Source organism: Agrobacterium vitis, assembly GCF_013337045.2.
GTDB classification, from domain to species: domain Bacteria; phylum Pseudomonadota; class Alphaproteobacteria; order Rhizobiales; family Rhizobiaceae; genus Allorhizobium; species Allorhizobium vitis_B.
In genome coordinates, this window is the sequence record NZ_CP118259.1 from 3,767,928 (window position 1) to 3,794,679 (window position 26,752).

Below are 26,752 nucleotides of genomic sequence, written 5' to 3' on the forward strand. Positions count from 1 at the left end.
GATCAATCCCCGTCCGCGAAGGAAAAACCGGCACTGAGGCCGACGCCGCCGCCCAGTCCGTCGCTGAGATCGGTGATCATGCTGCGGCTGTCATCGAGCAGGCTGACCAGTTTCTTGCGGTTTTCTGGTTGACCGACTGCCGCCTCGATATCCGGCGTCATGGATTGGGTGGTCTGGATCAGCCGGTCGGCCAGCGTATTGATGGCGGGGATGACACTCCGCTTGCCCTCCGGCAACAGGTTTGCAGCGCCGGTGTCGTTGAGAAGCTGTTTGAGGCCGTTCAGGTTTTCCTGCATGCTGACGAAGGTCAGGCCGGAGCGCCAGAAAATCGCCTGCTTGGGCGCGATACGGCCCCCTGCGCCTTTGAAGAATGTTTCGATCCGCTCGTCGCGCACGGTTTCGGTTCCGTGGACGAGAATGCCGAGCAGGCCGGTGACGGCCTCCGACGGGGTGCGGAAGACATCATTGTCCGGGCCCGGCTGTTTCCAGGCGGTCTGGATGCCGCCGGGCGCTTCCCAGAGGCTGGACAATTCACCGGCCATGTTTTCGATATTGCCAGCAATTGCTGCGCCATAGCGGCAGCGGAACGCGCCGTCGGCCTGGTTCAAAGTCTCGGAGCCGGTGCCGTAGAGGACATATTCCAGCGCGCCAAGACCCTGGATCGCCACGCTTTTCTCATGCAGGGCTTCCGGCTTGGTGAAGCTGTCGTCATTGGAGGCGATGGCACCCTGGATCTGCTTCAGCGCCAGCCCCTTGCGGTCCGGGTAAAACAGGATGTGTTCAAAGCGGTTTTCCTCGATCACCGGCCCGACCCGGACGATCTCGATCCGCGCCCAGGCGCGCACGGCCTGCTCAAAGCCATCCTTGGCCGCTTTGACGGTTTGGTCGGAAGGGGTCGCGCAGAGGGCATTCATCCCGGCATGCAGGGCCTTGGCCTTGTCGAGGAAATTGCGATAGCCGGGGCGGATAAAGCCATCCACGGTCTTTGCCATCACATCTGGAACTGCGGCGGTTTGCAGGGCCGTCGCATGGGGGGCGGCGTCCTGCGCCAAGACTGGCAAGGCCTGGAGCGGGAGGAAGGAAAGTGTCAGGGCGAGGGTCAAAATCCGGCATCGAGCATTGGGCATCAGAGTGACTCCAGAAATGTAATCAACGCCTTGCGGTCGCCCGGCGTCATGGATGCAAAGGCGTTGCGGGCTTTTTCCGCCTCGCCGCCGTGCCAGAGAATAGCTTCTGGCAGGGAGGTGGCGCGCCCGTCATGCAGATAGGCCTGGCGACCGCCCACTTTGGCTGTGAGACCGAGGCCCCAGAGCGGCGGCGTGCGCCATTGCTGGCCGCTGGCCAAGCCGACCTGTTGCCCGTCGGACAGATCGGGACCCATATCATGCAGCAGGAAATCGGAATAGGGCCAGATCAGCTGGAAGGAAAGGGCCGGGTAGGCGGCATTGCGCCGCGTCACATATTTCGGCTGGTGGCAGCTGGCGCAACCGGATGCATAAAACAACGCCTTGCCGGCCAGAACCTGGGGCTTTGTCACGTCGCGGCGCTTGGGAGGGGCCAGCGTTTCGCTATAGAATGTCATCAGATCCAGCACCGGCGGCGGTGCCTCGACCGGGCCAAGCCTTACCTGCACGCCGTTCGGCATTGCCAGGCATTGCGGCTGGTTTGCCGTGCAATCGCCTGCATGACGCGGATCGTCGGGAGAGGAGATGCCGATGTCACCGGCCAAGGCGCTCGCCGCCTGATCGCGGACCGTGGCGTTTTCCGCTTTCCAGCCGAAACGTCCGATCTTTATTTCGCCGCTCAGATGGTCGCGCACCTTGGCAACAGTACCCGAAACGCTATTGCCCGCTTGCGCCTGCCGCTCGGCATTGGCCAGAATATCCTCGTCGGCAATCGCCTCGATCAGGCCCATGCCGATCATCGGATTGGCGATGCGGGGCGACAGCGTGGTGTCTGCTCCAAGCGGACCATAACCGAGCGCGTCGATGCTGTAGGTGGGAACCCGCAGCGTCTCCGTTTCACCGCCGGCAAGCGTTACGGTTTTCGGTTGATAGGTCACGGCCAGCCGCCCCTCGGCGGCAAGACCGGGTACGGCGCGGTCCTGCAATTGCCGGCCATAGGTGTCATCGCCAAAATTCAGCGCCTTCAAGGCGGCAATCGCGGCCTTTTCCTCGTCGGTATGCGCGGGTCGAGCCAGTCTTAGAAACATCGAGGTGGCATCGCCATCCGGTCCGGGTGGATGGCCACGACCGCCGCGCTGATGACAGCTTTCGCAGGAGCGGGCGTTGAACAGCGGCCCCAATCCGTCCGAGGCCTGGGTGGAGGAGGGAGCGGAGACCCAGAATTTCTGAAAAAGCGCTTCGCCAAGTGAAAATTGCTGCTGCTGCTCGAAACTCAAGGTGGCGAGCGGATGGGTAAAGGCCTTGGCATCGGCGGGACCAGTAGAACTCGCAGCGCCCGCCGTCATCGCCTCAAAGGCTTCGGCTTTTGAAAAGTCGTTGGTGGGGACTGTAACGGCATTGACCTTGATGCGATCGGCCGGTGTGAGATCCGGGCGCAGCTCCGCTGCAAAGGCGCCTGCTATCAGGCTGCTTTCGAGCAGGCTTCCCATCAGCAGGGCACCGCCAAGCAGGATTATCGTCGCTGTCTTCAGCCGCACGTTCGGCATCCCTATGATAATGGCCGCCGCCCGGTGGTGGGCAGCGGCCATCTGTTTTTAATGGTATTTTACTTGAAGACGGCGCTGGGGTTGTCGAGGCTGTCGGAGCCTTCCAGCTTGACTTCGCCGAGATCGAGGGCAGCCACGACGCGCTGGATCGACTTGGTCTGGTCGATCAGGCCGTCGATACCAGCCTGAACGGTGGCATTGCCTTCCTTGTTGTTCTCGGCAATCATCTGGTCATAGTGCTCGACGGTCTTGGCACGCTTCACGAGAGCGGTCATCGCCTTCATGGTGGTGTTCAGCTTGGACTTCATTTCCTTGTCCAGAGCCTTGTCCTTGGCGGCAACCAGATCCGACAGGGACGGACCAGTCATCTTGGTGCCATCGACGCGGGTATATTTGCCGGTATAGGCCGAGCGGATGCCGAGTGCGTCGTAATAATGCGAATTATGGGTGTTGTCGGAGAAGCAGTCATGCTCTTCTTCCGGATCGTGCAGCAGCAGGCCGAGCTTCATTCGCTCGCCAGCCAGTTCGCCGTAGGACAGCGAGCCCATGCCGGTCAAAATAGCTTTGAGGCCGGAGGTTGGATCGGCCAGCAAGGTCTTGGTTGCTTCGCCTTCCGGCTTCCAGGCATCGACCATTTCCTGAAGGTCGGAGACCAGCAGGGTCGAAGCCGACTTCAGATATTGGGCGCGCCGGTCGCAATGGCCGCCGGTGCAATTCTTCAAGTCGTAATCGGTAAAGGGACGGTTGCCAGCGCCTGGGCCGGTGCCGTTCAAATCCTGTCCCCAGAGCAGAAATTCGATGGCATGGTAGCCGGTTGCCACATTGGCCTCGACGCCACCGGCTTCCTGGAGCTTGTTGGCCAGGAAATCCGGTGTCAGATTGGTGGCATCCACCTCTTCGCCGTTGATCTTGATCTTGGTATTGGCAATCACATTGGCGGTGTACAGCGCATTCGTATCGCTTTCCGTGCCGTAGGATTTATCGACATAGTCGATCAGGCCTTCGTCCAGCGGCCAGGCATTGACCTTGCCTTCCCAGTCATCAACGATCTTGTTGCCGAAGCGATAGACTTCCGACTGCTGATAGGGCACGCGAGCCTTGATCCAGGCGGAGCGAGCCTTGTTGAGCGTCGATTTGCTGGGCTTGGCAAGCAGCGCGTCAACGGCAGCATCCAGCGTCTTGGCTGTGGTGAGCGAATCCTGGTATTTCGCCTCTGCCAGCTCTGCATAATGCTTCAGCACTGCATCTGCTTCCGGCGCTTTTGCTGCCGGGGCAGCAAAGCTGGTCGAAGCGATGAAAAGCGCCAGTCCGGCGCCGATCATGAATGGTCGAGACATGCCCTCTCCTCTGGCGCCTTTGGCGCCGCTTATGAACTGTGGATGTGGTCTGTGGGCATGTCATGGAACAAAATTAAACTAGTGTCAAACAATCAGGAATAGCCCTCAATATTTAGGGCGCATCCTGATTTCAAGCCTTGACCATCCGGCAGAAGAAAAACCCGTCCGTATCGGTTGCGGCAGGGCTTAAGGTCAGGCTTTTGCCATTGGCAGAGGTGGGCTTGGCGACAGATGCGCCAAACAGCGCCGTCCAACGCTCGAGCATCGGCAACGGTGAAAATTGCGGATGGGCGGCGGTAAAGGCTTCGATCTGCCGGTCGTTTTCCTCTGGCAGCACCGAGCAGGTGACGTAGATTAACTCGCCGCCGGACCGGACATAGGTGGCGGCTTCGGCAAGGGCTTGGCTCTGCTGTTCGATCCGCTCCTGCAAATTGCGGTCAGTCAGCCGCCATTTGGTGTCGGGCCTGCGGCGCCAGGTGCCGGTGCCGGTGCAGGGAGCGTCGACCAGCACCTTGTCGAACCGACCGGCCAAAGACTGCAGGGCGGCAACCCGGTCATGGACCTGGATATTATGGGTGCCTGCGCGTTTCAGCCGCTCGATGATCGGCGCCAGCCGCTTGCGGTCGCTATCATAGGCATGCACCTGGCCCTTGTTGCCCATGGCGGCTGCCATCGCCAGCGTCTTGCCACCGCCGCCTGCGCAGAAATCCAGTACCTGGTGGCCTTCTGACGGTTCGACCAGCGCCGAGACGATCTGCGACCCCTCGTCCTGAACCTCGAACCAGCCTTTCTGGAAGCCAAGCTCGGCGGTGACATTCGGCAGGCGCGACGGGCCTTCGCCCGGTTCGATGCGGATGCCGATGGGAGAAATAGTGGCAGGCCTGGCCTGCGTATGGGATAGCGCCTTGAGGACCTTGTCCCGATTGGCCTTCAGCGTGTTGGCGCGCAGATCGAGGCTGGGGCGCACGGCGAGCGCCTGTGCCTCGCGCAGCCAGTTTTCGCCAAACACAGCTTCGAAGGATGGAACCACCCATTCTGGAATATCGCCTTGGATAAACTGCGGTGCGTCCTCCAGCGTGCGGCTGGAAAAGGCCGCCGTCTGAGCCTGCGTCAAGGGAACCGGGGCAAAACTGTCGCCATCAAGGTCCGCGGCAAGACTTTCGGGTGCCATCCCCCATTGCCGTAACAATACGGCATAGCCGAGTGCTGCGGGGCTGTCGTCATCCATGATGTAGGCGTGGGAGAGCTTCATGCGCAAGGCATCATAGACGATATTGCCGATGGCGGCGCGGTCACCTGATCCGGCAAAGCGATGCGCCAGGCCCCAATCCTTCAGGGCATCGGCCACTGGCCTGCGGCGTGTCTCGATATCGCTCAGAACTTCTATTGCCCCGGCTAGCCTTCCGCCCAAACGCATGGTCTTCTCCTTGGTGATCCATCAGACCTTGCGTGGTAGCGATGAAATGCCGTTGGGGCAAGCTGCGTTACTGTATCCCATCAAAAAGTGGGGGCAGATTTTCGATGGAAGCAATAAGCATCAGGATAACAGAGCACCTTTGCGGGTGTTTAAAGTCATCTGCCATGCTCAGGGTTTGTTGAGATTTAGGTCTGGGTGTGGCGAAAACGGTGATTTTCGAGAACCGGAGCGCAGTGTACTTGAGTACATGAGCACCGGAAGCGCAGAAAATTGCCGTTTGCAGCCCGACCAGGCCTGAATATCGACAAACCTAGCCGATCAACTCGTAGCAGACCTTGGCGGTGCCGCTGCCGACCATGCCGATATCGGCTGCTGCTGCTTTTGAGAGATCCAGAACCCGGCCCTTGATGAATGGACCGCGATCATTGATCCGCACCACGACCGTCTTGCCATTGTTGCGGTTGGTGACCTTTACCTTGGAGCCGAAGGGCAGCCACTTGTGAGCGGCGGTCAATGTGGTGGGGTTCATGCGTTCGCCGGAAGCAGTGCGCGAGTATAGGGCATACCAGGAAGCGCCACCGCAGCCATTTGCTGCAAAGGCCTGGATAGGGCTGAAAGCAACAAAAGAGGTAATAGCTGCTGCGATGAGGACTGACCGACTTAAAGGCACCAAGTTTTCGTTTCCCTTTGCTATTTCTGAGATGAAATTTGCGTAGGGAGGCTTAAAGGTAGGCAAAAATGGCAAAAAAGTGCCTTAGTCGATCACGGAATGTTACGTTAAGATATATTTGTGATGATAGGGTCAGATTAACGTTTTGGAAGGAATTTAGAAAAACTGTTTAAAAACAGCCTAAAAACGCAAAAATATTGCGCGCTATGGAAATTCTAATCGATCACGAAATATTTTTCCGTTGTATCGAAAAAATACGCTCCAAATGCTGGGGCAGTCACTGGAATATGGCGAAATTGGCGCAATTTTTGAGCGAAATAGCGGGTCATTCAGAAATGAATGTGCTGATTTATCCTCGCCAGCTGCCGGAAGACCAGAGTTGGTGGAGTGAAACCCGGTAGTCGGGATAGGCAAAGGCAAAGCCCAGCGCCCTGATTTTGGCGTTCATCACCCGCTTGTTCTCGCCGTAAAAGGATCGCGCCATCGGCGACAGTTCCGCTGTCTCGAAGGCCTGTTCCGGCGGCGGCTCGACCCCCATCAACCGGGCAGCCTCTGCCACTACATCCTGCGGCGGGGCGGGTTCGTGGTCGGTGATATTGAAGATCCCATGCTCGTTTTGCCCGGCCAGAAGCCATGTCGCGGTGGCAATATCTTCGACGCGAATACGGTTGAACACCTGATCCTTTTTCACCAGACGCCGCGCAGTGCCTTCGGCCAGATTGACAAGACCATTGCGACCCGGTCCGTAAATGCCTGAGAGCCGCAGTGTCGAGAGCGGCACACCTGCTGCAAGCGCTGCCCTGTCCCAGGCCTGTTCTGCTTCCACTCTCTCCACGGAGCGTACCGAGACTGGTTTGCAGACCGTGTCTTCATCCACCCAGGCGCCCTGATGGTCGCCATAGACGCCGACGGTCGACAGATAGGCCAGCCATTGCACTTGCGGCATCCATGTCTTGAACTGGCCCTCCGTCAGCCGCAGCAGTGGGTCGCCGTCGCTGCCCGGAGCAATCGATTGGACGACATGGGTGGCGCAGGCCATGGCCTGGATGATCTCATCTGAAAGATGCTGCCCATCGAACACCAGTGTTTCGATGCCGAGATCGCTCAAAGCCTTGGCCTTGGCCGATGAGCGCGTTGTGCCACTGACGGGAATGCCCTGCTGGATAAAGTACTGGCCAATCGCCTTGCCGGAATATCCGGCACCAAAAATCATCAGTCTCATGGGGTCACTCCGGCTGCTATCCATTCCGCCCTGACATCGCTATCGGGCTCATTCTCTATAGAGTGTGCGAGAGCGCCAAAGGCTTGCGGCTCCATCAGGCGCGACAGCGCCCAGACGGCCATGCCACGCACATCCGGTGAGGCATCGGCGAGCAGGTCCAGGCAGGGGGTGATCAGCGTTGACAGTCCCGAATTGCCAGCAGCGATCAGCACATTGCGCACAAACCTGTCGCGTCCGATCCGCTTGACCGGCGAGCCACTGAAATGGCTGCGGAAGCCCGGATCGTCAAGGGTCAGAAAGAAAGCGATGTCCGGTGCCGTCAGGTCTTCGCGCGCCTGGAGCTTGATCTCGCGGGCCTGCGCCGCAAACTTGTTCCAGGGACAGGCGGCCAGACAGTCGTCGCAACCATAGATCCGGTTGCCGAAGGCTGGGCGCAGATTACGGTCGATCACGCCCTTATGCTCGATAGTGAGATAAGAGATGCAGCGGCGGGCATCGATCTGGTACGGGGCCGGAAAGGCCGATGTCGGGCAGGCGTCGAGACAGGCGCGGCAGGAGCCGCAATGGTCACGCTCCGCTGCATCCAGTTGCAGTTCGGCTGTGGTGAACAGGCTGCCGAGAAACAGCCAGGAGCCGTATTCGCGGCTGACCAGATTGGTATGCTTGCCCTGCCAGCCAAGCCCGGCGGCGGCGGCCAGCGGCTTTTCCATGACAGGCGCTGTATCGACGAAGACTTTCACATCCTCACCAGCCCGGGCGGCAAAGCGCGTGGCGATCTCCTTCAGCTTGCCCTTGATGATGTCGTGATAGTCACGGTTGCGGGCGTAGACGGAAATCGCCGCCTTGTCGGGTTGCGCCTGTAGAGCGCGCGGATCGGTCTCAGGGCCATAATTCAGGCCGAACATCACGATGGAGCGGACCTGCGGCCACAGCACTTTCGGATCGCCGCGCCGGTCGCGCGTCTCCTCCATCCAGGCCATGGTGCCGTGATAGCCAGCGTCCACGAACTCCAGCAACCGGGCAGGGGCCTGGGGAATGCTCTCCGGCCCGGTGATCCGACAGAGGTCGAAACCCTTGTCGGCTGCTTCCTGGCGGATGAAGGCGGAAAGCTTTGCGGCCCGCGCCCTGGCCTTTTCTGCCGTCCGCTCCGGGCTGCCTTCCTTTGCCATGGTTTTTTCCGTCAGAAATCCAGATCCGCATAGTGGGAAACCGGGGTGAGGCCGCGCACCCGCTCGGCCAGCAGTGGCCGGAACGAGGGGCGCGATTTCAGCCGCTGATACCAGTCCTTGGCAATGGGTGATTCGGCCCAGTCGATCTCGCCGAGGTAATCCAGCACCGATACCGCCGCACCGGCGGCAAGGTCGCCATAGCTGAGCCGGTCGCCAGCCAGCCAGGTGCGTGAGCCAGCCAGCCAGCTCAGATATTTCATGTGCTGGCGAATATTGCCACGGGCGGTGCGCAGCACCTTGGAATCCGGCGCGCCGCCGCCGAGACCGTTGGGGATCTGCAATTTGAATACCCGCTCGCGGGCCAGTGGCCGGGTGACGTCCTGTTCCATCTTTTGCAGGAACCAGTCCACCAGCCGGCGGATTTCGGCGCGCTGGAAGGGGTCTTCGGCCAAAAGCCTCCGGTCCCGCTTCAACACGCCATGGGTTTCGTCGAGGAATTCCGATATGACCGTGGAGCCACACAGCGTGCGCATATTGTCATCGACATAGACGGGCAGGGTGCCTGCGGGATTGAGCGTGAGAAATTCCCGGCGCTTTTCCCAGGTCTGTTCTTCGACCAGATCTGTCTGAAAACCGTATTCCGACAGGATCAATCGGACAAAGCGGGACGTGGTTGACATCGGATGGTGATACAAAGTGGGCATTGATGGGGCACTGTTCCGGTTGGGGGCGATGATCGGGGCTGTCTGGTTTCTCTTGGCTGGCCATTCCATCTGGCCATAACATCTGGCCAGGGGGCCAACCTTGCGTCTATAGGAATTTCATTCCGTCATACAAGCGAATCGCTTTCCTTGTCACGCCTATCAAAGGACAATCCATGGAAGATCAATCGATCGTTAGCGCCCTTCTTCTCGGTCTTATCGAGGGCCTAACGGAATTCATCCCGGTGTCTTCGACGGCGCATGTGCTGTTGGCCGGTCATTTTCTCGGCTTCAAATCGCCCGGAAATACCTTTGCAGTGCTGATTCAGCTCGGTGCCATTCTTGCTATTTTGGCCGTCTATATCCAGAAATTGCTGGGGATTGCGCTGTCTTTGCCCAGCAATCCCAAAAGCCGCCATTTTGTGCTGGCTGTGCTGGTGGCTTTCCTGCCCGCTGCGATTATCGGCGCGCTGGCCCATGACTTCATCAAGGCGGTGCTGTTTGAAACCCCGATGCTGATCTGCGTGATGCTGATCCTGGGCGGGGTAATTCTTCTGTGGGTTGACCGGATGACCTTCAATCCCCGCTATACTGACGTCATGGATTATCCGCTGTCGCTGGCTCTGAAGATCGGCCTGTTCCAGTGCCTGGCGATGATTCCCGGCACATCGCGTTCGGGCGCAACCATTGTTGGCTCGCTGCTGATGGGCACCGACAAGCGCTCAGCTGCCGAGTTTTCGTTTTTCTTGGCGATGCCGACCATGCTGGGGGCCTTCGTGCTGGATCTCTACAAGAACCGCAATGCGCTCAGCATGGATGACGGCCTGCTGATCGGCGTCGGTTTCCTTGCGGCGTTCATTTCGGCGCTGTTGGTGGTGCGTGGACTGCTCGATTTCGTCTCCCGCCGCGGCTATGCGCCTTTTGCCTGGTGGCGGATTGCTGTCGGCGTTGCGGGTCTGATCGGTCTTCTGGTCTGGGGATAAGGCAAAGCCAAAGGGTCCTTGCCCTGTCCACCCTGGGGCGTCGCCAAATGATTGGCGGCGTCAAGCCCACATATTATGACAGCGCCGCGCGTTTTATGAACGCGCGGCGCTGTCATGTTTTTCAAAGAAAAATGGAAACCCACGTCCATAAGCGCAAACGAGAGAAACAATCTCTTTGTTTTACGCCTGCATATCCTGACGGAAAACCGATTTCTACGGTCCCGGGGCATGGTCTATGAAGGGAAGTGGGGGTGACCCGCAGATCTTAGCGGGCGATAGAGCCCGTGCTGCAGGGGTCAACACCGTAGGCGGGGGCGCAATTGCCCTTGCGGGCCGCGACCGTCGATGGAGCGACGAAGGAACCTGCGATGACAACCAATGCCGCACACGCAAAAAACAGTGCGATAGATTTGCCCATGAAATCAGAACCTCAGAAGAATGTGAAATGGCGGGTGCGAAGATCGCTGGCCCCATGCATCGATCCGTCTTTACGCATGGCCCACCTCAACATCAATAGCTGAATGTGCTGAATTGGCGGTTAATGAAACTAATTAATTTCTGCGTCTTTTGTGCAACGCCGACACAAAGCCACAGCCGTTCTGGAGGCGGAGTTTGTCGTCCCTTGAAAGCTGGATTCAGCTTCCCCCTGACCAACCCTAACCCGCCGTTCATGCGCCGTATGGAGCGCATGAACAAGTCCCAAGAGTGATTCTCAATCCGATGCCGATCAGGCTGCCTTGCCGGAGCGGCTATACTGTCCATGCGGACGGAAATGGATGAGATAGGAGGGCAGAACGGCGGCAACGGCTGTCGGCGTAATGCCAAGCGCTGCGAGCGTCCTGCCTTCCTTCTTGGCGGCCTCGGAGATGACGGTATCGCTTTTCAGCAGCGTCAGCTGATCGTTGGTCAGTGGCGGGTTGATCAGCGGAATAGCCGAGGCGACGGAGGCAAGCAGCGAAGCGATACCGAAGGGCAGCGACACCAGCGGATTAGTGCGGTCGATAACGCGCAGCATTTCCTCAAGACATTGCCGGAAGGTCAGAACTTCCGGTCCGCCCAGCTCAAAGAGACCGGCAGATACCTTGCCATCGACCGCTTTGGCCACGGCTTCGGCCACGTCTTCGACGAAGACCGGCTGGAATTTCGTCTTGCCGCCGCCGATCAGGGGCAGGACGGGCGACAGACGGGCCATGGCGGCAAACTTGTTGAAGAAGCTGTCCTCGGGACCGAAAACGATGGATGGCCGAAGGATGACCGCGCCCGGCGCGACCTGCCGGATGGCATCTTCGCCCCGGCCCTTGCTGGCTGCGTAGCTGGAGGCCGATTTCGCATCGGCGCCGATGGCCGAGATATGCACCAGCCTGGCACCGGCAGCGGTTGCTGCTTCGGCCACGGCACGGGCACCGAAATCCTGCACGGCGTCGAACTTGTTGCGGCCTGATTCCAGCAGGATGCCGACGCAATTGACGACAACCGAGGCGCCTTCAACGGCCTTTGCGACGCTGTCGCGGTAGCGCAGATTGGCCTGAGACAGTGAAATCTGTCCGACATTGCCGAACGGCAGCACGAAACCCGCCAGATCGGGGCGGCGGACGGCGACGCGCACCCGGTAACCGCGTTGGGCCAGCACCCGCACCACATGCCTGCCCACGAATCCGGAGCCTCCGAAAACGGTAACGAGCGGCGGAAGATTTGCGAACGTCATAGAGAGCTCCTGCGGATCGGAATATCAGACCAATTCATCTGCTGTCTCATATCGCTAATGCGCTGCGAGGTGAAGCAGAATCATGCTGTTCGATGTCTGGGACCAGAGTTAATAGAACCGCTTTGAAACTAGGATCAAAGGTTGCCTTCGACGAGGACAATCTCACCGTCGGCGACTTCCTGGCGGATCTTGACGGCTGCCTGATATTCCGGCGAGTGATAGCAGTCATAAGCGGCCTGGAAGGAGGGAAACTCGATGACCACGTTGCGGGCCCGGCTTTGGCCTTCCACGGCATCCGTCTTGCCGCCACGGGCCAGAAACACAGCGCCGAAACGCTCAAAAGCCGGCTTTGCCGTCGAGACGTAATCCTTGTAGCGTTCCGCATCCCGCACATCGACGCGCGCGATCCAATATCCCTTTGCCATCAAATCACCTCTTTCGGTTTCTCTTTGGTGATCGATGAATTTTGCTGCAAGGTCAAGCGCCAGTATGGGTGGCCAGTATGGGCAGACATGGGCGGCAGGATGGAAAGGGCGTTTGTGCGATGTTTTGGGGCCTTGGCTTTGGCCGCAAGAACGAGGCATTGTCAAATCCAGCGCAACGGCCAGCCCGTCTGGGTCGCCAATCGGAGACGGGGTCAAGGTGGGTAATATCCGCAACCTGATACACGATGAAATGAGCAGGCTTCCAAAGCTCACGCCGGTCCTGCTGTTTTTCCTGTTGTCCGTACCTTTGCTGCCGGTCCCCCTTACCAATGTCTCGCTGATGGGAGGCAGTGCGTTCGCGGCCTCCGCGCCTGTTGCCAGCCATGGCGTGGTTGCCAAGCCCTGCGCTCCCTCGGTTTATGACGCGCTGCGCGACACGCCGCTTGAGGCCGAAAGCGTCTTGCGATTGGCTTGCAAGGTTGACCTGACCCGCGGTGATCTGGTGATGCAAAACCTGGAATTGCTGGGGGCTGATGCCAGCGGTGTCAGCATTGATTGCCATGGCGGTGTTATCGGCCTCCCGGGAAGCGTGCCGAAGGGCGCGCCGCCCACCATCCGCATCGCCTCGCTGCGCAAGGATGATGGCAGCTGGAGCGTTCCGCACGACATCGTGATCCGCAATTGCAAGATCTACGGGTCCATCCACATCATGGGGCTTGGCGCCAATGGCGAGGCAGAGCTGGTGCGGCAATCCTCGCTCAATCGCAATCATACCGAATACGCCCAGTCGGTCGCACCTTCAGGCATCGTCCTGGACAACCTGTCGATTGTCGCCGATGGTCCGATCCCGCTCTATGTCGCACCCGGCGTTACCCATGTGACCCTGTCGCACTCGACGCTCCAGGGGCAGACCAAGGGATCGGCAATCTATCTCGACGCGGAGACCGCGCATAACACCATTTCAGGCAATAGTTTCGAACTGGCGACGCGCAGCCGGGAAATGATTGCGGTGGACGGGTCTGCTCATAATGTCATCGAAGCCAATAGCTTCGCCAACGCGCAGCATGGTGGTATTTTTCTCTATCGCAATTGCGGAGAGGGCGGCACGATCCGCCACCAGACCCCGCAGCATAACCGGATCGCCGATAATAAATTCACCTATCAGGACGCTTTTCGCCCGCGCCCGGCCATCTGGCTGAATGCTCGCGAGGCCTGGCGCAATCTCTATTGCTATCAGGACCCGCCAGCCCCCTTCGGCAGCGGTGCCGACAACCACAGCTTTGCCGATTTCAACACTGTTAGCGGCAACCAGATCATCGGCGGAGATGCCGACCTGATCCGCGACAATGGCGAAAACAATGTGTTGAGTGGCAATAGCATCAAGCCGTGAGCAGCGCTCCGCCTTGATATCAAGAGAAAGCGGCCTGCATTTCGGCGAGAATGACCTGGGTTGCGGCTCTCGGATCGTCTGCCTTGACGATGGGGCGGCCAACAACCAGGTGGCTGGAGCCAGCATGGATGGCGTCTGCTGGCGTCATCACCCGTTTCTGGTCACCGGCATCGGTGCCAGCGGGGCGGATGCCTGGCGTAACAATGGCCATATCGGAGCCAACAATAGCGCGCACAGCCTGTGCTTCCTGCGCTGAGCAGACAATACCGCCCATGCCTTTTTCTTTTGCCTGGGCGGCCCGCTTCAAAACCAGCGACCGTGCATCGCCCTGATAACCGGCATCGGTGAGATCCTGGTCATCCATCGAGGTTAAGACGGTCACGCCAAGCAGGCAGAGACCTGACCCTTGCGCTGCTTCCACGGCTGCTTGCATCGCCTTCGGATAGGCATGCAGCGTCAGCATGGTCATGCCCATGCGGACAATATTTTCCACTGCCGAGGCGACGGTATTGTCAATATCGAGCAGCTTCATATCCAGAAAGACTTTCTTGCCACTTTGGGCGAGGTCCTTGGCAAATTCCAGCCCGCCTGCGAAGGCCAGTTGATAGCCGATCTTGTAGAAGGTCACGTCTTCGGCCAGCGTCGAGACCAGTTTTTCCGCCTCAGCGACGGTGGCGACGTCAAGCCCCACGATCAAACGATTGCGCGCATCCATCAACGATCTCCCTGCCAGGTTTCCATGGCGGTCCAGTCGCATGTGACGGTCAGATCCGCAAGAGTGAAGCAGAAGAGATTGCCGCCGCCCGGCGGTTGATCGCCGCTTCGGCTAATCGGCTGGCCTTGCAGGTGACATTTCAACAGGGTTCCGACGCCGCCGTGACCGATGAAGGCGATAGGAACAGCCGGATCGTGGCTGCCAAGAACATCCTGAATCGCTCCGACAATCCGGGCCTGCGCATCGATGGCCCGTTCCCAGCCGCAAAAACTCTCCTCAGGATAGGCAAAGAACCAGTCCGCCGCCTTTTCAAACTCCGGCGGGGTCAGAAAGCCGGTCGCGGAGCGGTCGTTTTCATGCATGGTCTCGATCTGTTCGACACCGATATTGGCCGCACCCGCCAGGATCGCCGCTGTTTCCACGGCCTTGGTCTCGGCGCTGCTGACGATGCGGCCAAGCTGGCGCACCCAGGCGGCCTCAGCCGTCCTGCGGGTCCGTTCCTGCCCCATGTCGGACAGTCCCCATTGCGGCACCGGCACGTCCGGGTCGATCCGGACCTGCGGATGGGTGATGTAGACAGCAAACATGTCTTGGGTCTCTTTAGCGGCGGCGATAGATCCAGAGCTGGGCTGGTGGAATATTGCGGACCACGAAATCGAAATGCTGGATGAAATAGCTGCCGCCCTTGGCGATGATCGGCGACATCGGTCCGTAGGAAATCTGCATGACGGGCCGTCCATGCGGCATGCGGTCCAAAAGGTCCTCCAGCAGCCGGATGCGCTCCTGCATCGGGAAGTTCAGGAGCGGCATGGCGGAAATCACGCAGTCAAAGGACAGGCCGGACAGCGGGCCCAGCGTCTTTTCCAGGTTGAAGGCGTCACCGTGGACAAAATTGACGCCGGGGATCGTCTGGGTCAGGTGCCGGTGGAAGTCGGCGGAATATTCGACAGACACCAGTTTCTCCGGCTTGATGCCACGTGCCAGGATCGCCTTGGTGATCACGCCGGTTCCCGGTCCCAGTTCCAGCACCGGCAACCCGCTTTCCGGCGTGATGATGCTGGCCATGCGCCGGGCAGTAATGGTGGAGGTCGGCACGATGGCGCCCACCAGCTTCGGCCCCTGCATCATGCCCTTGAAGAAACGGATTTCCTCGTCGAACTTCTTTTCCAGCCGTTGCTTCAGGTTGAGCTTCATTCGCAGTCATCTCCTAAAAAGATATGCTGCGCCGATCATGGGCGCATAATCGGCATGTTGATGCGATTTGTCGCGAAAACAAGACAAAATGGCGCGCATGTGAAAATTTTGTGTCTGACCCAAGTCGGATGGCGCTGCAAAAGACGCGGGCCAGCCAGTTCTTTTCGGGGCAGGATGCAACAGAAACGCCGTCCCGCGTGGCAGACGGGACGGCGCTCGATTGAGGGCAGAGACGGAGAGCCTAAACGCGCATCGGCATCAGCACGTAGAGCGCATCGTCACCGGCCGTATCGCGGATCAGGGTCGGCGATCCGGCGTCGGCCAGAAGGAAAATCGCTTCTTCGCCGGAGAGTTGCGCGGTGATGTCGAGCAGATATTTGGCGTTGAAGCCGATTTCCATCGCGTCGCTTTCGTAGCCTACGGCAACTTCCTCGGTAGCGCTGCCCGAATCCGGGTTGTTGACCGTCAGCATCAGATGGCCGTCGCCGATGGCGAGCTTCACCGCCCGGCCACGTTCCGACGAAATGGTGGACACACGGTCAACGGCGCGGGCGAAGGTCTGGCAATCGACCCGCATTTCCTTGTCATTGGCCTGGGGGATGACGCGCTGATAATCGGGGAAGGTGCCGTCGATCAGCTTCGAGGTCATGACGATCTCGCCGATATTGAAGCGGATCTTGGCATCCGACACTTCGAGCGACACGGTGAGGTCGGGGTTATCGACCAGCTTCTGCAACTCGCCAACCGTTTTGCGCGGAATGATGATGCCTGGCATGCCTTCCGAACCCGAAGGTGCTTCCACGTCGGCGCGGGCCAGCCGGTGGCCATCGGTTGCGACGGCGCGCAGCTTCAACTTGCCATCGGCTTCAATCGTGTGGAGGTAAATGCCGTTCAGGTAATAGCGGGTTTCTTCCGTTGAGATCGCGAATTGGGTGCGATCGATCAGCATTTTCAGGTCCGAGGCTTTCAGCTTGAAGGAATGGCTGAAGCTGCCGGTGGTCAGGTCGGGAAAATCCTGCTCCGGCAGGCATTGCAGCGAGAATTTCGACCGCCCGGAGGCGACCGTCATGCTGGCGCCATCCGGATTGGTCGAGAGCAGCACTTCAGCGCCGTCCGACAATTTGCGGACGATTTCATAGAGCAGATGCGCGGGAACCGTGGTCGCACCGGCCTGCTCGATATTGGCCGGGGTCGCTTCGGTCACTTCCAGATCGAGGTCGGTTGCCTTCATCGACAGGCTCTGGCCTTCGGCGCGCAGCAGCACGTTGGACAGGATCGGAATGGTATTGCGCCGTTCGACCACCCGGTGAACATGGTTCAGGGACTTGAGAAGATTGGACCGTTCAAGAGTAATACGCATCGACGCTGCCACTTTCGACCTGTGCGATCCGGCATTCGGGATCGGCTTGCCTTGATCCGGGCGATTGTGCCCGGCTTTATTCGGACGGGCAAAATGGCAGCAAAGACGATCAAAATGCAAGGGCCTGCCGTCTTTTGGCACGTCTTGGTCGAGGCTTTCCACCACAGATCACGCTCCTTGGCGTGCAGGGGCGCTTGCGGGGGGGGCCTGCCTCGCCCATAACAAGGGCAGGCCATGCATGTCATGCGCCTGAGTGGACTGGTCCGGCCAAGGACTATCCGAATGAAGCGAGAATGGGATGAGTGCCGTGGCAGAGACTGTGAACACGCCGGATGACGGGCAGAAAAGTTTCCGGCTGCATGATCGCCCGGTCACGGCCCGGCCAATCGAGCCGGCGCTCTATCTGGTGGCAACCCCGATCGGCAATCTCTCCGACATCACGCTGCGGGCTCTGGAAGTGCTGGCCGGAGCCGATGTTCTGGCCTGCGAGGATACCCGCGTCACCCGCGTGCTTCTGGACCGCTATGGTATCACCACCCGTCCCTATGCCTATCACGAATATAATGCCGAGGAGGTCGGACCGAAGCTGATCGAGGCGCTGGCGTCAGGCAAATCCGTGGCGCTGGTGTCCGATGCGGGGACGCCGCTGGTCTCCGATCCGGGATATCGGCTGGCGAAGCTTGCCATCGAGGCGGGGCTGCGGGTCGTGCCTTTGCCGGGGCCATCAGCGCCGCTTGCAGCCCTGGTCGGCTCCGGCCTGCCCAACGATGCCTTCCTGTTTGCGGGCTTTCTGCCCACCAAGGACAAGGCCCGCCGTGACCGGCTGGCGCAATGGGCGGCAACACCGGCAACGCTGATCTTCTTTGAATCGCCGCATCGGATCGGCGCGACCCTTGCCGCCGCTCGCGAGGTGCTGGGCGCGGAGCGCAGCGCCTGCGTCTGCCGCGAATTGACCAAGACATTCGAAGAATTCCGGCGCGGCACTCTGGCAGAATTATCCGACTGGTACGATGACGAGCGCCAGGTCAAGGGTGAAATCGTGCTGGTGGTCGGGCCGCCGCTTCCCTCCGGCCCGCCGGATGCCGCCGATGTTGACCGGTTGCTGGTGCAGCTCGCGCAAACCTTGCCGACAGCGGGGGCGGCAACTGAGGCCGCCCGCCAGACCGGCCTGCCGCGTAAGGATCTCTATCAGCGCCTGCTGGAGTTGAAGGCCGGGTGAGGGTTCAGGAAAAAAGGCCGAAAGACCCATCCGGCGCAGCGCGCAAGCGAGCCGAGCGGCGTGGCCGCTGGTCGGAATATCTGGCGGCTGCCTATCTGCTGTCGAAGGGCTATCGGATCATCGCATTGCGTTACAAAACCCGCTCAGGCGAAATCGACCTTATCGTTCGGCGCGGCGATCTGGTCGTGCTGGTCGAGGTCAAGGCGCGCGCCACGCAGCAATCGGCCGTCGATGCAGTGAGTTTTGAGAGCCAGCGCCGCATTCGAGCTGCCGGAGATCTCTGGCTGTGCCGCCAGCCGGATGCCAGCCGACTGTCAATCCGCTGCGACATTGTCGCGGTCGTGCCCTGGCGCTGGCCCCGGCACTTTTCTGGTGCTTTTTGAGGGTACATTACCCCTAAATATATTGGGTATTTTAGCCGGCTTTCATTTTCCTGGCCAATATGACTGTGCTGTCATAAAACATTCAATTCTCTGTCATCTTGGCTCACTAAGGGCATGCTCACCCCAGATTGGCGGAGAGGATCTACCATGTTCAAAAAGCTTTCGATGGCGGCACTGGCCGTGACCGTCTCGACCACATCATCATTTGCCGCAACCAATATCAGCTGGTGGCACGGCATGGGTGGCCGCAACGGCGAAGTCATCAATGAATTGTCGCAGAAGTTCAACGCTGCCCAAGGCGAATGCGTTCTGACGCCGGTGTCGAAGGGCTCCTACGAAGAAGCTCTCGCTGCCGGTATCGCTGCTTTCCGCTCGCACGATCAGCCCAACATTCTTCAGGTTTTCGATGCTGGCTCCGCCACGATCATCAACGCCAAGGGTGCGACCATTCCAGCGGAAGATCTGCTGTTGAAGGCCGGTTACAAGTTTGACCGCAGCGCTTTCATTGAAGGCGTGCGCTACTTCTACGCCGATAAGACCGGCAAGTTCGTTGGCATGCCGTTCAATTCTTCGGCGCCTATTCTCTATATCAACACCGAAGCCCTGAAAAAGGCTGGAGTTGAAGCACCAAAGACCTGGGAAGAGTTTGAAGCCATTGCGCCAAAGCTGAAGGCTGCCGGTTATATTCCGCTGGTTCAGTCGCAGTTGACATGGGAATTCACCGAGAACTTCTTCTCGCGCAACAACATCCAGTTTGCTTCGAACAACAATGGTTATGACGGTCTTGCCGGCACCACCATCAATGTGACCGATCCAAACCATGTGATGATGTATGACAAGCTGAAGGCCTGGAAGGACGAAGGTTACTTCGCCTATTACGGTGCAGGCTGGAACGACAACCAGAAGCCTTTTGAAGAAGGTAAGGTTGCTCTGTGGGTTGGTTCTTCCGGCTCGTTCGGTGGTTTGCAGAAGACGGCTTCCATGCCTTTTTCGGCAACCTTCCTGCCTTACTGGGGCTCGATCAAGGGTGCAGGCGTGCATAGCTTCATCGGCGGCGCTGCCCTATATGCCATGTCCGGCAAGACGGAAGCTGAAAACAAGTGCACAGCTGCTTTCTTCAACTTCCTGACCTCGCCTGACATCCAGAAATTCTATCACCAGTCCACCGGTTATGTTGCCATCACCACGGCTGCCTACGAGCTGACCAAGAAGGAAGGCTATTACGAGAAGAACCCGGTTGCCGAAGTGGGCATCAAGCAGCTGTCGCTGCCGGGCGCTGAGTGGGACAAGGGCTATCGCCTTGGTTTCTACCCACAGATCCGCTCTGTAATGGAGCGCGAATACAACAAGATCTTCTCAGGCGAAGTCACGCCAAAGGCGGCGATGGAAACCATCAAGAAGGAAGCGGACGAAATCCTGGCACGCTTTGCCAAGACCGCAGGCTGATACCTTAAAACTCCGGACATGATGTCTCCCGGAGGCGATCCATCGCCTCCGGGGTTTGCTTTGAAAGGTTGCCGCGATGAAGCGTGTCCAGTTCAACTCGCGATTTCTGCCCTATTTCTTCCTGGCTCCGCAGTTCTGCATCGTGGCCATCTTCTTCTATTGGCCGGCGGTGCAGGCCATCCAATCGTCCTTTTACATCGAAGATCCCTTCGGCTTTGGCGCGACCTTTGTAGGGTTTGCCAATTATACCGATATGCTGAGCTCTCCAGAATATCGAAAAATCGCGCTGTTTACGCTGTGCTTCAGTGTTGTGGTGACGTTTTTGGTGCTGTCCATCGGAACCGTGCTCGCCGTCAAGGCTGATGCCGTCATTCGTGGACAATCGGCTTACAAGACCCTGTTGATCGTCGTCTATGCCATCGCGCCGCCAGTGGCCGGGTTGATCGGCATGATGTTCTTCGACCAGCATATCGGTCCATTCGTGAAATTCGTGGCGCTGTTTGGCTGGGACATGAAGGTCGGTCTGAATTATTTCGACACCGCCTTTGCCATGGTGGCCATCGCCGTGTGGAACCAGATTCCCTACAATTTCATCTTCATTCTCTCCGGCCTTCAGGGCATTCCGGCCTCGGTGCGCGAAGCCGCCACATTGGATTGCCGCTCCGGCACGCGCCGGTTCTGGACCGTGACCATGCCGCTTTTGACACCAACGGCGTTTTTCCTGCTGGTCGTCAACATGACCTATTCGCTGTTCGATACGTTTGCGGTGATCGACGTGATCGTCAAGGACAAGGCGGCGGATAACCCGATCACCTTGGTCTACAAGGTCTATCTCGATGGCTTCCGCGGCAATGACATCGGCTCTTCTTCCGCGCAGTCGGTGATCCTGATGGTCGTCGTGCTGGTTTTGACAATGATCCAGTTCCGCTTCATCGAGCGGCGCGTCCATTACGGTTGAGGAGAAGACCATGTATAAAACCAAACTCTTCGACCATGTCATTCTGATCATCGGCGTGATCATGATGATCGGCCCGCTGGTGGTGGCTTTTGCTACCTCCTCCCATACGGCCGCCGAAATCCACCAGAAGGGCCTGATGCTCTCCATGGGCGGGCATCTGGGCGAGACCTATCACAAGGTATTGTTTGCCCAGACCGGCTTTAACGGCAAGGTCACGGGTCTCAGCATGCTGCTCAATTCGCTGATCCTCGGCCTTGGCTTTGCCATCGGCAAGATCGTGCTGTCGATGATGGCGGCTTACGCCATTGTCTATTTCCGCTTCCGCTTTGCCACGCTGGCCTTCTGGATCATCTTCACCACGCTGCTGTTGCCGCTGGAAGTGCGGATCATCCCCTCTTACAAGGTGGCGAGTGATCTGGGCCTTTTGAACTCCTACACAGGCCTGATCCTGCCATTGCTGGCGTCTGCCACGGGGACTTTCTTCTTCCGGCAGTTTTTCAAATCCGTGCCCGAAGAATTGCTGGAAGCGGCCCGCATCGACGGTGCCGGTCCGTTCAAATTCCTGATCGATATTTTGATCCCACTGTCGCGCACGATGATTGCGGCGGTGTTCATCATCATGTTCGTCTATGGCTGGAATCAGTATCTCTGGCCCATGCTGATGACCACGGACGAGAGTTTCTACACGCTGATGCGCGGTATCAAGCAGATCCTTCAGGTCTGGGTGGGCGCACAAATTCCCGATTATAACGAAGCCTTTGCCATGGCCGTGCTCGCTATGCTGCCCCCGATTATTATCGTGGTGGTGTTCCAGAGCTGGTTCATCAAGGGTCTCACCGAAACCGACAAGTAAAGGACAGTCCCATGGCTTCCATCGATATCAATCAGGTCTCGAAAATCTATGACGGCGGTGTGCGTGCGGTCAACAGCGTCGACATCCAGATCAATGACGGCGAATTCATCGTGCTGGTCGGCCCTTCCGGCTGTGGCAAATCGACATTGCTGCGCATGGTGGCTGGGCTGGAAAGCATATCCGAGGGCGTGGTGCGCATTGGTGACCGGGTGGTCAACACGGTTGAACCGGCGGACCGCGACATTGCCATGGTTTTCCAGAGCTACGCGCTCTACCCGCATATGACCGTGCGGCAGAACCTGGCCTATGGCCTGAAGAACCGTAAGACGCCGAAGGCGGAAATCGAGGCCCGGGTGGCCGAGGCCGCCCGGATGCTGGAACTGCAACCCTATCTGGATCGCAAGCCCAAGGCACTGTCCGGCGGCCAGCGCCAGCGCGTTGCCATGGGCCGCGCCATCGTGCGCAAACCGGCCGTTTTCCTGTTCGATGAGCCGTTGTCCAATCTCGATGCCAAGCTGCGCGTCTCCATGCGCGTCGAGATCCGCAAGCTGCAACGCCGGCTTGGCACGACATCGATCTATGTGACGCATGACCAGCTGGAAGCCATGACGCTGGCAGACCGGCTGGTGGTGTTGAACGGCGGCCGGATCGAGCAGATTGGTACGCCGCTCGAAGTCTATCACGCGCCCGCCTCGACCTTTGTCGCCAGCTTCATCGGCTCTCCCGCCATGAACCTGGTCACTGGCCGCCTGGATGGCAATCGTCTGTCGCTCTGGCCCGTCAGCTTCACCTTCGAGGGCGAAACCGATTATCGCGGCGAAGTGACGATCGGTCTTCGGGCCGAAGATCTGACAGTGGCCGCTCCTGGCCAGCCTTATCTGCCGTTCCGGGTCGATTATGTGGAAGAACTGGGTGCCGTCCGTCTCGTGCACGGTTTTGTCGGCGATCAGGCGATTTGCGCCTCGCTGCCGGTTTCGACCGTCCTGTCCAACGAGATGCGGCTGGGGGTCGATCCGCAAAAATTCCATTTCTTCGATCGGGAAGGCCGCCGTCTTGCTCTGCCCTTTGCCACCGCAAAGATGACCTTCGGGGCTCAGGCTGAGACGGTAGAGGCCTGACAAGCTGGTCGGCCCACGCCATTGTCAGCGAGAGCCGATTGTCCTTTTCCTCTTTACCGGTTTCCTGGGCAAACGCTAAAATGCATGTGACTGGATTAACCCGAATTTGATAGAAGTCTCATAAAATTACGGGACTTCACGGGGGACATCTATGCCAGTCAAGCTTTTGTTCGCAGCCATGGCCGGGGCAGCCATGGCTTTGCCGCGTTTTAGAGCGGAAGACACGCCACCGCTGGTCGCCGCCAATGCCGGGACTTTGAGCCTGCAACCAGCACCAATCAATCCGGACTGGATCATTGAGGGCGATCCGCAGGCTCGGCTGGCCAATCACTCGCAAAGCCCTGATGAAGCAAGCTCGACAGCTGTCTGGGATTGTACTGCTGGCAGTTTCCGCTGGTATTTCGGCTGGGACGAGACTGTGGTGATCCAGGAGGGCGAAGTGCATGTGACCGCGCAGGATGGCACCGAGCGATTGCTGAAGACCGGCGATATCGCCTATTTCAAGGGCGGGACCTGGGCCACCTGGCGCATCGAGACCTATGTGCGCAAGATTGCCTTTCTACGTAAGCCTTTTCCTGAGCCAATCGCAACGCTTTACCGGCTTCGAAATGCTCTGCGGAGCGGATCACGCGCGCCGATTTGACCGGGTGAAAATTTGGCCTCTGCCGGACGTTGCGTTCGCGGTCGCCGCGTCCTAAATCTTCCTCCAAATGCAACGCGAGAAAGATTATGGCCCAGATCCGCAATGTCGCCGTCCAGATGGACCATGTATCCTCCATCAATATTTCAGGGGATTCCACCTTCGCCATGAGCCTGGAGGCCCAGGCCCGCGGCTATAAGCTGTTCCACTATACGCCCGACCGGCTGACGATGCGCGATGGCCGCGTCTTCGCCACAGTGGAGCCGATGGAACTGCGCGATGTGAAGGGCGATCACTTCACCCTGGGCAGCCCGGAGCGAGTCGATTTGTCCACCATGGATGTGGTGCTGCTGCGCCAGGACCCGCCATTCGACATGGCTTATATCACCGCCACCCATATGCTGGAGCGCATTCACCCGAAGACGCTTGTTGTCAACGATCCGGCCTGGGTGCGCAATTCGCCGGAAAAGATCTTCGTCACCGAATATGCCGACCTGATGCCGCCGACACTGATCACCCGCGACCCGGCGGAAATTGCCGCTTTCCGGGCCGAACAGGGCGATATCATCCTGAAGCCGCTCTACGGCAATGGCGGGGCAGGGGTGTTCCACTCCACCCGTGACGACCGCAATTTTTCCTCGCTGATGGAAATGTTCGGCCAGATGTTCCGCGAACCCTTTATCGCCCAGGGCTATTTGCCTGCCGTGCGCAAGGGCGACAAGCGGATCATTCTGGTGGACGGTGAACCCGTCGGCGCGATTAACCGGGTGCCTGCCGAGCATGATGCGCGCTCCAATATGCATGCGGGAGGCAAGCCGGAACCAACGGAACTGACGACGCGCGAACGTGAGATCTGCGCCCGGATCGGGCCTGCCCTGCGCGAACGCGGCTTCCTGCTGGTCGGTATCGATGTGATCGGCGATTACATGACCGAGATCAACGTCACTTCGCCGACTGGTATCCGCGAGGTGAAGAATTTTGGCGGTGCCGATATTGCCAGCCTGCTCTGGAACGCCATCGAGAAAAAGCGGTCCTGATGCTTTCTACGCCCCGCCACGTTGGGTTTGCTAGAGTCTGTCAGATTCACATTGAACCAGACAGACTCTACAGCGCCGTGCGCCATACATGGCGCATAAAGGTTCGCTGTAGCTCTTTATATCTGCTGCATAATTTTCTCTTTAAACCGATTCCGGTTTAAAGAATTATGCAGTAGCTTCTTTTGTTTTCGTTTGTCTTTTCGGGAAAACCGGTTCCCACTGTTCCCTGACAAACTATAAAACCTTTGGCGTTGCGGAGTGCTGGAAGCGTTCCCTTTTGTTCTAAAAGCACAACCGAATGCAACCATTTTGCCATCGAAACGGGTTTTTGTTCATTTATTGTTCTTGTCGTCACTTCTTTTTCATGCAAAACTATGGTTGCAGGAAATTGCAGCTTGCCCGTTACGGCTCGGCTCGATCTCTTGATTTAAAAAATTGATTTTAAACGCATTTTCTCTTTTTCGCTCGGCGAAATCCATGAAATTGCGTAGGGGCGGATGGACCGCTGCCGGCAAGGGGGCTGGGATATGGTTGCACGGGTGGGCACGGTTGCATTTCAGGGCATTGATGGCGTGCCCGTTGATGTGCAGGTCATGGTCGCGCCCGGCAAGATTGGTGTGCAGATCGTCGGCCTGCCGGACAAGGCAGTGGCCGAAAGCCGGGAACGGGTTCAGGCGGCCCTGCATGCTTCCGGACTAGCGCTGCCGCCCAAGCGGGTGACCATCAATCTGGCTCCGGCGGATCTGCCCAAGGAAGGCTCACATTTCGATCTGGCCATCGCCCTTGGCCTGATGGCCGCGCTCGGCGCCATTCCTGCCGATGTGCTGGGCGATTATCTTGTGGTTGGTGAGTTGAACCTGGATGGCACGATTGCTGCCGTTGCCGGTGCTCTGCCAGCGGCCATGGCAGCCAATGCGCTTGGCAAAGGGCTGATCTGCCCCGCTGATAGCGGCCCGGAGGCAGCCTGGGCGGGCTCAGACATGGATATTCTTGCCCCCCGCAGCCTGATCGCTTTGGCCAATCATTTTCGTGGCACCCAGGTTCTGACGCGCCCGAACCCGGCCAGCCGGGCGCTGCCGGGCAACCTGCCTGACCTCGCCGATATTCGCGGTCAGGAAAGCGCCAAGCGGGCGTTGGAAGTGGCCGCTGCCGGGGGCCACAACCTGCTGATGGTCGGCCCGCCGGGATCGGGGAAATCCATGCTGGCGGCCCGCCTGCCGTCCATTCTGCCGGTCCTGTCGGCGCCAGAGCTTCTGGATGTATCGATGATCCATTCCATAGCCGGGCAATTGGCGGGCGGAAAATTGTCGGACCGCCGACCGTTTCGCACGCCGCATCATTCCGCCACCATGGCGGCGCTGGTCGGTGGCGGGCTGCGCGCCCGGCCGGGCGAGGCTTCGCTTGCCCATAACGGTGTGCTGTTTCTTGATGAATTTCCGGAATTTTCCCCACAGGTGCTGGATGCCCTGCGCCAACCGCTGGAAAGCGGCGAATGCGTCATTGCCCGCGCCAATCACCGCGTCACCTATCCGGCCAGCTTCCAGCTGATTGCCGCGATGAACCCTTGCCGTTGCGGCATGGCGGGTGAGCCGGGCCATACCTGCGCACGCGGCATTCGCTGCCTGACCGAATATCAGGGCCGGATTTCCGGTCCGCTGCTGGACCGGATCGATATTCGCATCGATGTGCCCGCCGTCTCGGCCATGGACCTGATCAAGCCGATGGCCGCCGAAAAAAGTGCCGATGTCGCCCGTCGTGTCGCTGTCGCTCGACAGCGGCAAACGGAACGATTTATCGAGGCGGGCGTGCCTGAAATCCGCATGAATGCGCGGTGCTCGACGGCGCTGATCGAAAAGCTGGCCGCACCGGATGCTGCCGGTTTGCAATTATTGAGGGATGCCGCGGAGAAGTTCAAGTTTTCGGCCCGCGCCTATCATCGGGTGTTGAAAGTGGCGAGGACATTGGCCGATCTGGATGGCTCAGAGGCACTTGGTCGGATTCATCTGGCCGAGGCAATTTCTTACCGCATTCCCTCCGAGCGTTTGACGGCTGCGGCATAACAAAAAAGGGCTACACCTGCTGCTGTAGCCCTCATCTTCATTGTTCGATGCTCGCCAATCGCCGATCGTATGGATCAGC

26 protein-coding genes are annotated in these 26,752 nt (G+C 59.0%); 11 read left to right on the forward strand and 15 right to left on the reverse strand.

The window, feature by feature from the left end:
- Positions 1-2: 2 nt before the first annotated feature.
- The 8 genes from G6L01_RS17740 to G6L01_RS17775 form a co-directional block, all read right to left on the reverse strand.
- A complete protein-coding gene (locus tag G6L01_RS17740; RefSeq protein WP_070163836.1) occupies positions 3-1,127 on the reverse strand; it encodes an imelysin family protein in 1,125 nt (374 codons plus the stop codon).
- Positions 1,127-2,671, reverse strand: coding sequence for a di-heme oxidoreductase family protein (locus G6L01_RS17745; RefSeq protein WP_420359827.1), 1,545 nt, complete (start codon positions 2,669-2,671; stop codon positions 1,127-1,129). The genes G6L01_RS17740 and G6L01_RS17745 overlap by 1 nt, the downstream gene beginning before the upstream one ends.
- Positions 2,672-2,730: 59 nt before the next feature.
- Complete coding sequence (locus G6L01_RS17750; protein WP_070163833.1) at positions 2,731-4,008, reverse strand: imelysin family protein; 1,278 nt, start codon at positions 4,006-4,008, stop codon at positions 2,731-2,733.
- A gap of 130 nt (positions 4,009-4,138) precedes the next feature.
- A complete protein-coding gene (locus G6L01_RS17755; RefSeq protein ID WP_070163832.1) occupies positions 4,139-5,425 on the reverse strand; it encodes an RsmB/NOP family class I SAM-dependent RNA methyltransferase in 1,287 nt (428 codons plus the stop codon).
- 310 nt (positions 5,426-5,735) lie between these two features.
- On the reverse strand, positions 5,736-6,071 hold the full coding sequence (locus tag G6L01_RS17760) for a septal ring lytic transglycosylase RlpA family protein (RefSeq protein ID WP_409050036.1): 336 nt from the start codon (positions 6,069-6,071) through the stop codon (positions 5,736-5,738).
- Positions 6,072-6,444: 373 nt separating this feature from the next.
- Complete coding sequence (locus G6L01_RS17765; RefSeq protein ID WP_070163829.1) at positions 6,445-7,317, reverse strand: SDR family oxidoreductase; 873 nt, start codon at positions 7,315-7,317, stop codon at positions 6,445-6,447.
- Complete coding sequence (queG, locus tag G6L01_RS17770; protein ID WP_070163827.1) at positions 7,314-8,486, reverse strand: tRNA epoxyqueuosine(34) reductase QueG; 1,173 nt, start codon at positions 8,484-8,486, stop codon at positions 7,314-7,316. Before queG ends, G6L01_RS17765 begins: the two co-directional genes overlap by 4 nt.
- A gap of 11 nt (positions 8,487-8,497) precedes the next feature.
- The gene (locus tag G6L01_RS17775) at positions 8,498-9,190 is read right to left on the reverse strand and encodes a glutathione S-transferase family protein (RefSeq protein WP_070163825.1); all 693 of its coding nucleotides are present in this window, start codon (positions 9,188-9,190) and stop codon (positions 8,498-8,500) included.
- Between the two features lie 173 nt (positions 9,191-9,363).
- Here G6L01_RS17775 and G6L01_RS17780 point away from each other — a divergent pair, with 173 nt between their 5' ends.
- The gene (locus tag G6L01_RS17780; protein WP_070163823.1) at positions 9,364-10,170 is read left to right on the forward strand and encodes an undecaprenyl-diphosphate phosphatase; all 807 of its coding nucleotides are present in this window, start codon (positions 9,364-9,366) and stop codon (positions 10,168-10,170) included.
- 265 nt (positions 10,171-10,435) lie between these two features.
- Here G6L01_RS17780 and G6L01_RS17785 read toward each other — a convergent pair whose 3' ends face one another.
- The 3 genes from G6L01_RS17785 to G6L01_RS17795 form a co-directional block, all read right to left on the reverse strand.
- Positions 10,436-10,588, reverse strand: a complete 153-nt coding sequence (locus G6L01_RS17785; protein ID WP_085946581.1) for a hypothetical protein — start codon at positions 10,586-10,588, stop codon at positions 10,436-10,438.
- Positions 10,589-10,897: 309 nt separating this feature from the next.
- The gene (locus G6L01_RS17790; RefSeq protein ID WP_070163821.1) at positions 10,898-11,875 is read right to left on the reverse strand and encodes a complex I NDUFA9 subunit family protein; all 978 of its coding nucleotides are present in this window, start codon (positions 11,873-11,875) and stop codon (positions 10,898-10,900) included.
- A gap of 134 nt (positions 11,876-12,009) precedes the next feature.
- Positions 12,010-12,300 (reverse strand): DUF1330 domain-containing protein, encoded by a 291-nt coding sequence (locus G6L01_RS17795; RefSeq protein ID WP_012654760.1) that lies wholly within the window; start codon positions 12,298-12,300, stop codon positions 12,010-12,012.
- Between the two features lie 250 nt (positions 12,301-12,550).
- On the opposite strand from G6L01_RS17795, the gene G6L01_RS17800 reads away from it, so the two are divergent.
- Positions 12,551-13,690 (forward strand): right-handed parallel beta-helix repeat-containing protein, encoded by a 1,140-nt coding sequence (locus tag G6L01_RS17800; RefSeq protein ID WP_081343983.1) that lies wholly within the window; start codon positions 12,551-12,553, stop codon positions 13,688-13,690.
- A 19-nt stretch (positions 13,691-13,709) separates the two neighbouring features.
- On the opposite strand, the gene pyrF is transcribed toward G6L01_RS17800, so the two are convergent.
- From pyrF to dnaN, 4 genes are all read right to left on the reverse strand, one after another.
- Positions 13,710-14,405: an orotidine-5'-phosphate decarboxylase gene (gene pyrF, locus G6L01_RS17805; RefSeq protein WP_070163817.1), complete on the reverse strand. Its 696-nt coding sequence runs from the start codon at positions 14,403-14,405 to the stop codon at positions 13,710-13,712.
- Positions 14,405-14,992, reverse strand: a complete 588-nt coding sequence (locus G6L01_RS17810) for a histidine phosphatase family protein (RefSeq protein ID WP_070163815.1) — start codon at positions 14,990-14,992, stop codon at positions 14,405-14,407. Before G6L01_RS17810 ends, pyrF begins: the two co-directional genes overlap by 1 nt.
- 13 nt (positions 14,993-15,005) lie before the next feature.
- Positions 15,006-15,599: a phospholipid N-methyltransferase PmtA gene (gene pmtA / locus G6L01_RS17815; RefSeq protein WP_060719677.1), complete on the reverse strand. Its 594-nt coding sequence runs from the start codon at positions 15,597-15,599 to the stop codon at positions 15,006-15,008.
- 241 nt (positions 15,600-15,840) lie between these two features.
- Entirely contained in the window at positions 15,841-16,959 is a 1,119-nt protein-coding gene (dnaN, locus tag G6L01_RS17820; protein ID WP_060719676.1) for a DNA polymerase III subunit beta, read from the reverse strand.
- 298 nt (positions 16,960-17,257) lie between these two features.
- Here dnaN and rsmI point away from each other — a divergent pair, with 298 nt between their 5' ends.
- The 9 genes from rsmI (at position 17,258) to G6L01_RS17865 (ending at position 26,673) form a co-directional block, all read left to right on the forward strand.
- Positions 17,258-18,178, forward strand: coding sequence for a 16S rRNA (cytidine(1402)-2'-O)-methyltransferase (gene rsmI, locus G6L01_RS17825; protein ID WP_070163814.1), 921 nt, complete (start codon positions 17,258-17,260; stop codon positions 18,176-18,178).
- Positions 18,175-18,561: a YraN family protein gene (locus G6L01_RS17830; protein WP_070163812.1), complete on the forward strand. Its 387-nt coding sequence runs from the start codon at positions 18,175-18,177 to the stop codon at positions 18,559-18,561. The genes rsmI and G6L01_RS17830 overlap by 4 nt, the downstream gene beginning before the upstream one ends.
- Positions 18,562-18,708: 147 nt before the next feature.
- Entirely contained in the window at positions 18,709-20,007 is a 1,299-nt protein-coding gene (locus tag G6L01_RS17835; RefSeq protein ID WP_070163807.1) for an extracellular solute-binding protein, read from the forward strand.
- 76 nt (positions 20,008-20,083) lie between these two features.
- Positions 20,084-20,965, forward strand: a complete 882-nt coding sequence (locus G6L01_RS17840) for an ABC transporter permease subunit (protein WP_070163805.1) — start codon at positions 20,084-20,086, stop codon at positions 20,963-20,965.
- Between the two features lie 10 nt (positions 20,966-20,975).
- Complete coding sequence (gene ugpE / locus G6L01_RS17845; RefSeq protein ID WP_070163803.1) at positions 20,976-21,818, forward strand: sn-glycerol-3-phosphate ABC transporter permease UgpE; 843 nt, start codon at positions 20,976-20,978, stop codon at positions 21,816-21,818.
- Positions 21,819-21,829: 11 nt separating this feature from the next.
- Positions 21,830-22,936 (forward strand): sn-glycerol-3-phosphate import ATP-binding protein UgpC, encoded by a 1,107-nt coding sequence (locus G6L01_RS17850; RefSeq protein WP_070163801.1) that lies wholly within the window; start codon positions 21,830-21,832, stop codon positions 22,934-22,936.
- A gap of 151 nt (positions 22,937-23,087) precedes the next feature.
- Complete coding sequence (locus tag G6L01_RS17855) at positions 23,088-23,579, forward strand: cupin domain-containing protein (protein ID WP_070163799.1); 492 nt, start codon at positions 23,088-23,090, stop codon at positions 23,577-23,579.
- An 86-nt stretch (positions 23,580-23,665) separates the two neighbouring features.
- Positions 23,666-24,613 (forward strand): glutathione synthase, encoded by a 948-nt coding sequence (gene gshB, locus G6L01_RS17860; RefSeq protein ID WP_070163797.1) that lies wholly within the window; start codon positions 23,666-23,668, stop codon positions 24,611-24,613.
- A 527-nt stretch (positions 24,614-25,140) separates the two neighbouring features.
- The gene (locus tag G6L01_RS17865) at positions 25,141-26,673 is read left to right on the forward strand and encodes a YifB family Mg chelatase-like AAA ATPase (RefSeq protein ID WP_070164041.1); all 1,533 of its coding nucleotides are present in this window, start codon (positions 25,141-25,143) and stop codon (positions 26,671-26,673) included.
- Positions 26,674-26,752 lie beyond the last annotated feature (79 nt).

Bases quoted from the DNA above. Each gene is read 5' to 3' on its own strand.
- G6L01_RS17810 (WP_070163815.1), bottom strand. From the start codon at position 14,992: ATGTTTGCTGTCTACATCACCCATCCGCAGGTCCGGATCGACCCGGAC.
- G6L01_RS17795 (WP_012654760.1), bottom strand. From the start codon at position 12,300: ATGGCAAAGGGATATTGGATCGCGCGCGTCGATGTGCGGGATGCGGAA.
- G6L01_RS17790 (WP_070163821.1), bottom strand. From the start codon at position 11,875: ATGACGTTCGCAAATCTTCCGCCGCTCGTTACCGTTTTCGGAGGCTCC.
- G6L01_RS17750 (WP_070163833.1), bottom strand. From the start codon at position 4,008: ATGTCTCGACCATTCATGATCGGCGCCGGACTGGCGCTTTTCATCGCT.
- gshB (WP_070163797.1), top strand. From the start codon at position 23,666: ATGGCCCAGATCCGCAATGTCGCCGTCCAGATGGACCATGTATCCTCC.
- ugpE (WP_070163803.1), top strand. From the start codon at position 20,976: ATGTATAAAACCAAACTCTTCGACCATGTCATTCTGATCATCGGCGTG.
- G6L01_RS17865 (WP_070164041.1), top strand. From the start codon at position 25,141: ATGGTTGCACGGGTGGGCACGGTTGCATTTCAGGGCATTGATGGCGTG.
- pmtA (WP_060719677.1), bottom strand. From the start codon at position 15,599: ATGAAGCTCAACCTGAAGCAACGGCTGGAAAAGAAGTTCGACGAGGAA.
- G6L01_RS17800 (WP_081343983.1), top strand. From the start codon at position 12,551: ATGAGCAGGCTTCCAAAGCTCACGCCGGTCCTGCTGTTTTTCCTGTTG.
- G6L01_RS17835 (WP_070163807.1), top strand. From the start codon at position 18,709: ATGTTCAAAAAGCTTTCGATGGCGGCACTGGCCGTGACCGTCTCGACC.
- G6L01_RS17775 (WP_070163825.1), bottom strand. From the start codon at position 9,190: ATGCCCACTTTGTATCACCATCCGATGTCAACCACGTCCCGCTTTGTC.
- rsmI (WP_070163814.1), top strand. From the start codon at position 17,258: ATGAGTGCCGTGGCAGAGACTGTGAACACGCCGGATGACGGGCAGAAA.
- G6L01_RS17740 (WP_070163836.1), bottom strand. From the start codon at position 1,127: ATGCCCAATGCTCGATGCCGGATTTTGACCCTCGCCCTGACACTTTCC.
- G6L01_RS17765 (WP_070163829.1), bottom strand. From the start codon at position 7,317: ATGAGACTGATGATTTTTGGTGCCGGATATTCCGGCAAGGCGATTGGC.
- queG (WP_070163827.1), bottom strand. From the start codon at position 8,486: ATGGCAAAGGAAGGCAGCCCGGAGCGGACGGCAGAAAAGGCCAGGGCG.
- G6L01_RS17855 (WP_070163799.1), top strand. From the start codon at position 23,088: ATGCCAGTCAAGCTTTTGTTCGCAGCCATGGCCGGGGCAGCCATGGCT.
- G6L01_RS17755 (WP_070163832.1), bottom strand. From the start codon at position 5,425: ATGCGTTTGGGCGGAAGGCTAGCCGGGGCAATAGAAGTTCTGAGCGAT.
- G6L01_RS17745 (WP_420359827.1), bottom strand. From the start codon at position 2,671: ATGCCGAACGTGCGGCTGAAGACAGCGACGATAATCCTGCTTGGCGGT.
- G6L01_RS17785 (WP_085946581.1), bottom strand. From the start codon at position 10,588: ATGGGCAAATCTATCGCACTGTTTTTTGCGTGTGCGGCATTGGTTGTC.
- dnaN (WP_060719676.1), bottom strand. From the start codon at position 16,959: ATGCGTATTACTCTTGAACGGTCCAATCTTCTCAAGTCCCTGAACCAT.
- G6L01_RS17780 (WP_070163823.1), top strand. From the start codon at position 9,364: ATGGAAGATCAATCGATCGTTAGCGCCCTTCTTCTCGGTCTTATCGAG.
- pyrF (WP_070163817.1), bottom strand. From the start codon at position 14,405: ATGGATGCGCGCAATCGTTTGATCGTGGGGCTTGACGTCGCCACCGTC.
- G6L01_RS17840 (WP_070163805.1), top strand. From the start codon at position 20,084: ATGAAGCGTGTCCAGTTCAACTCGCGATTTCTGCCCTATTTCTTCCTG.
- G6L01_RS17850 (WP_070163801.1), top strand. From the start codon at position 21,830: ATGGCTTCCATCGATATCAATCAGGTCTCGAAAATCTATGACGGCGGT.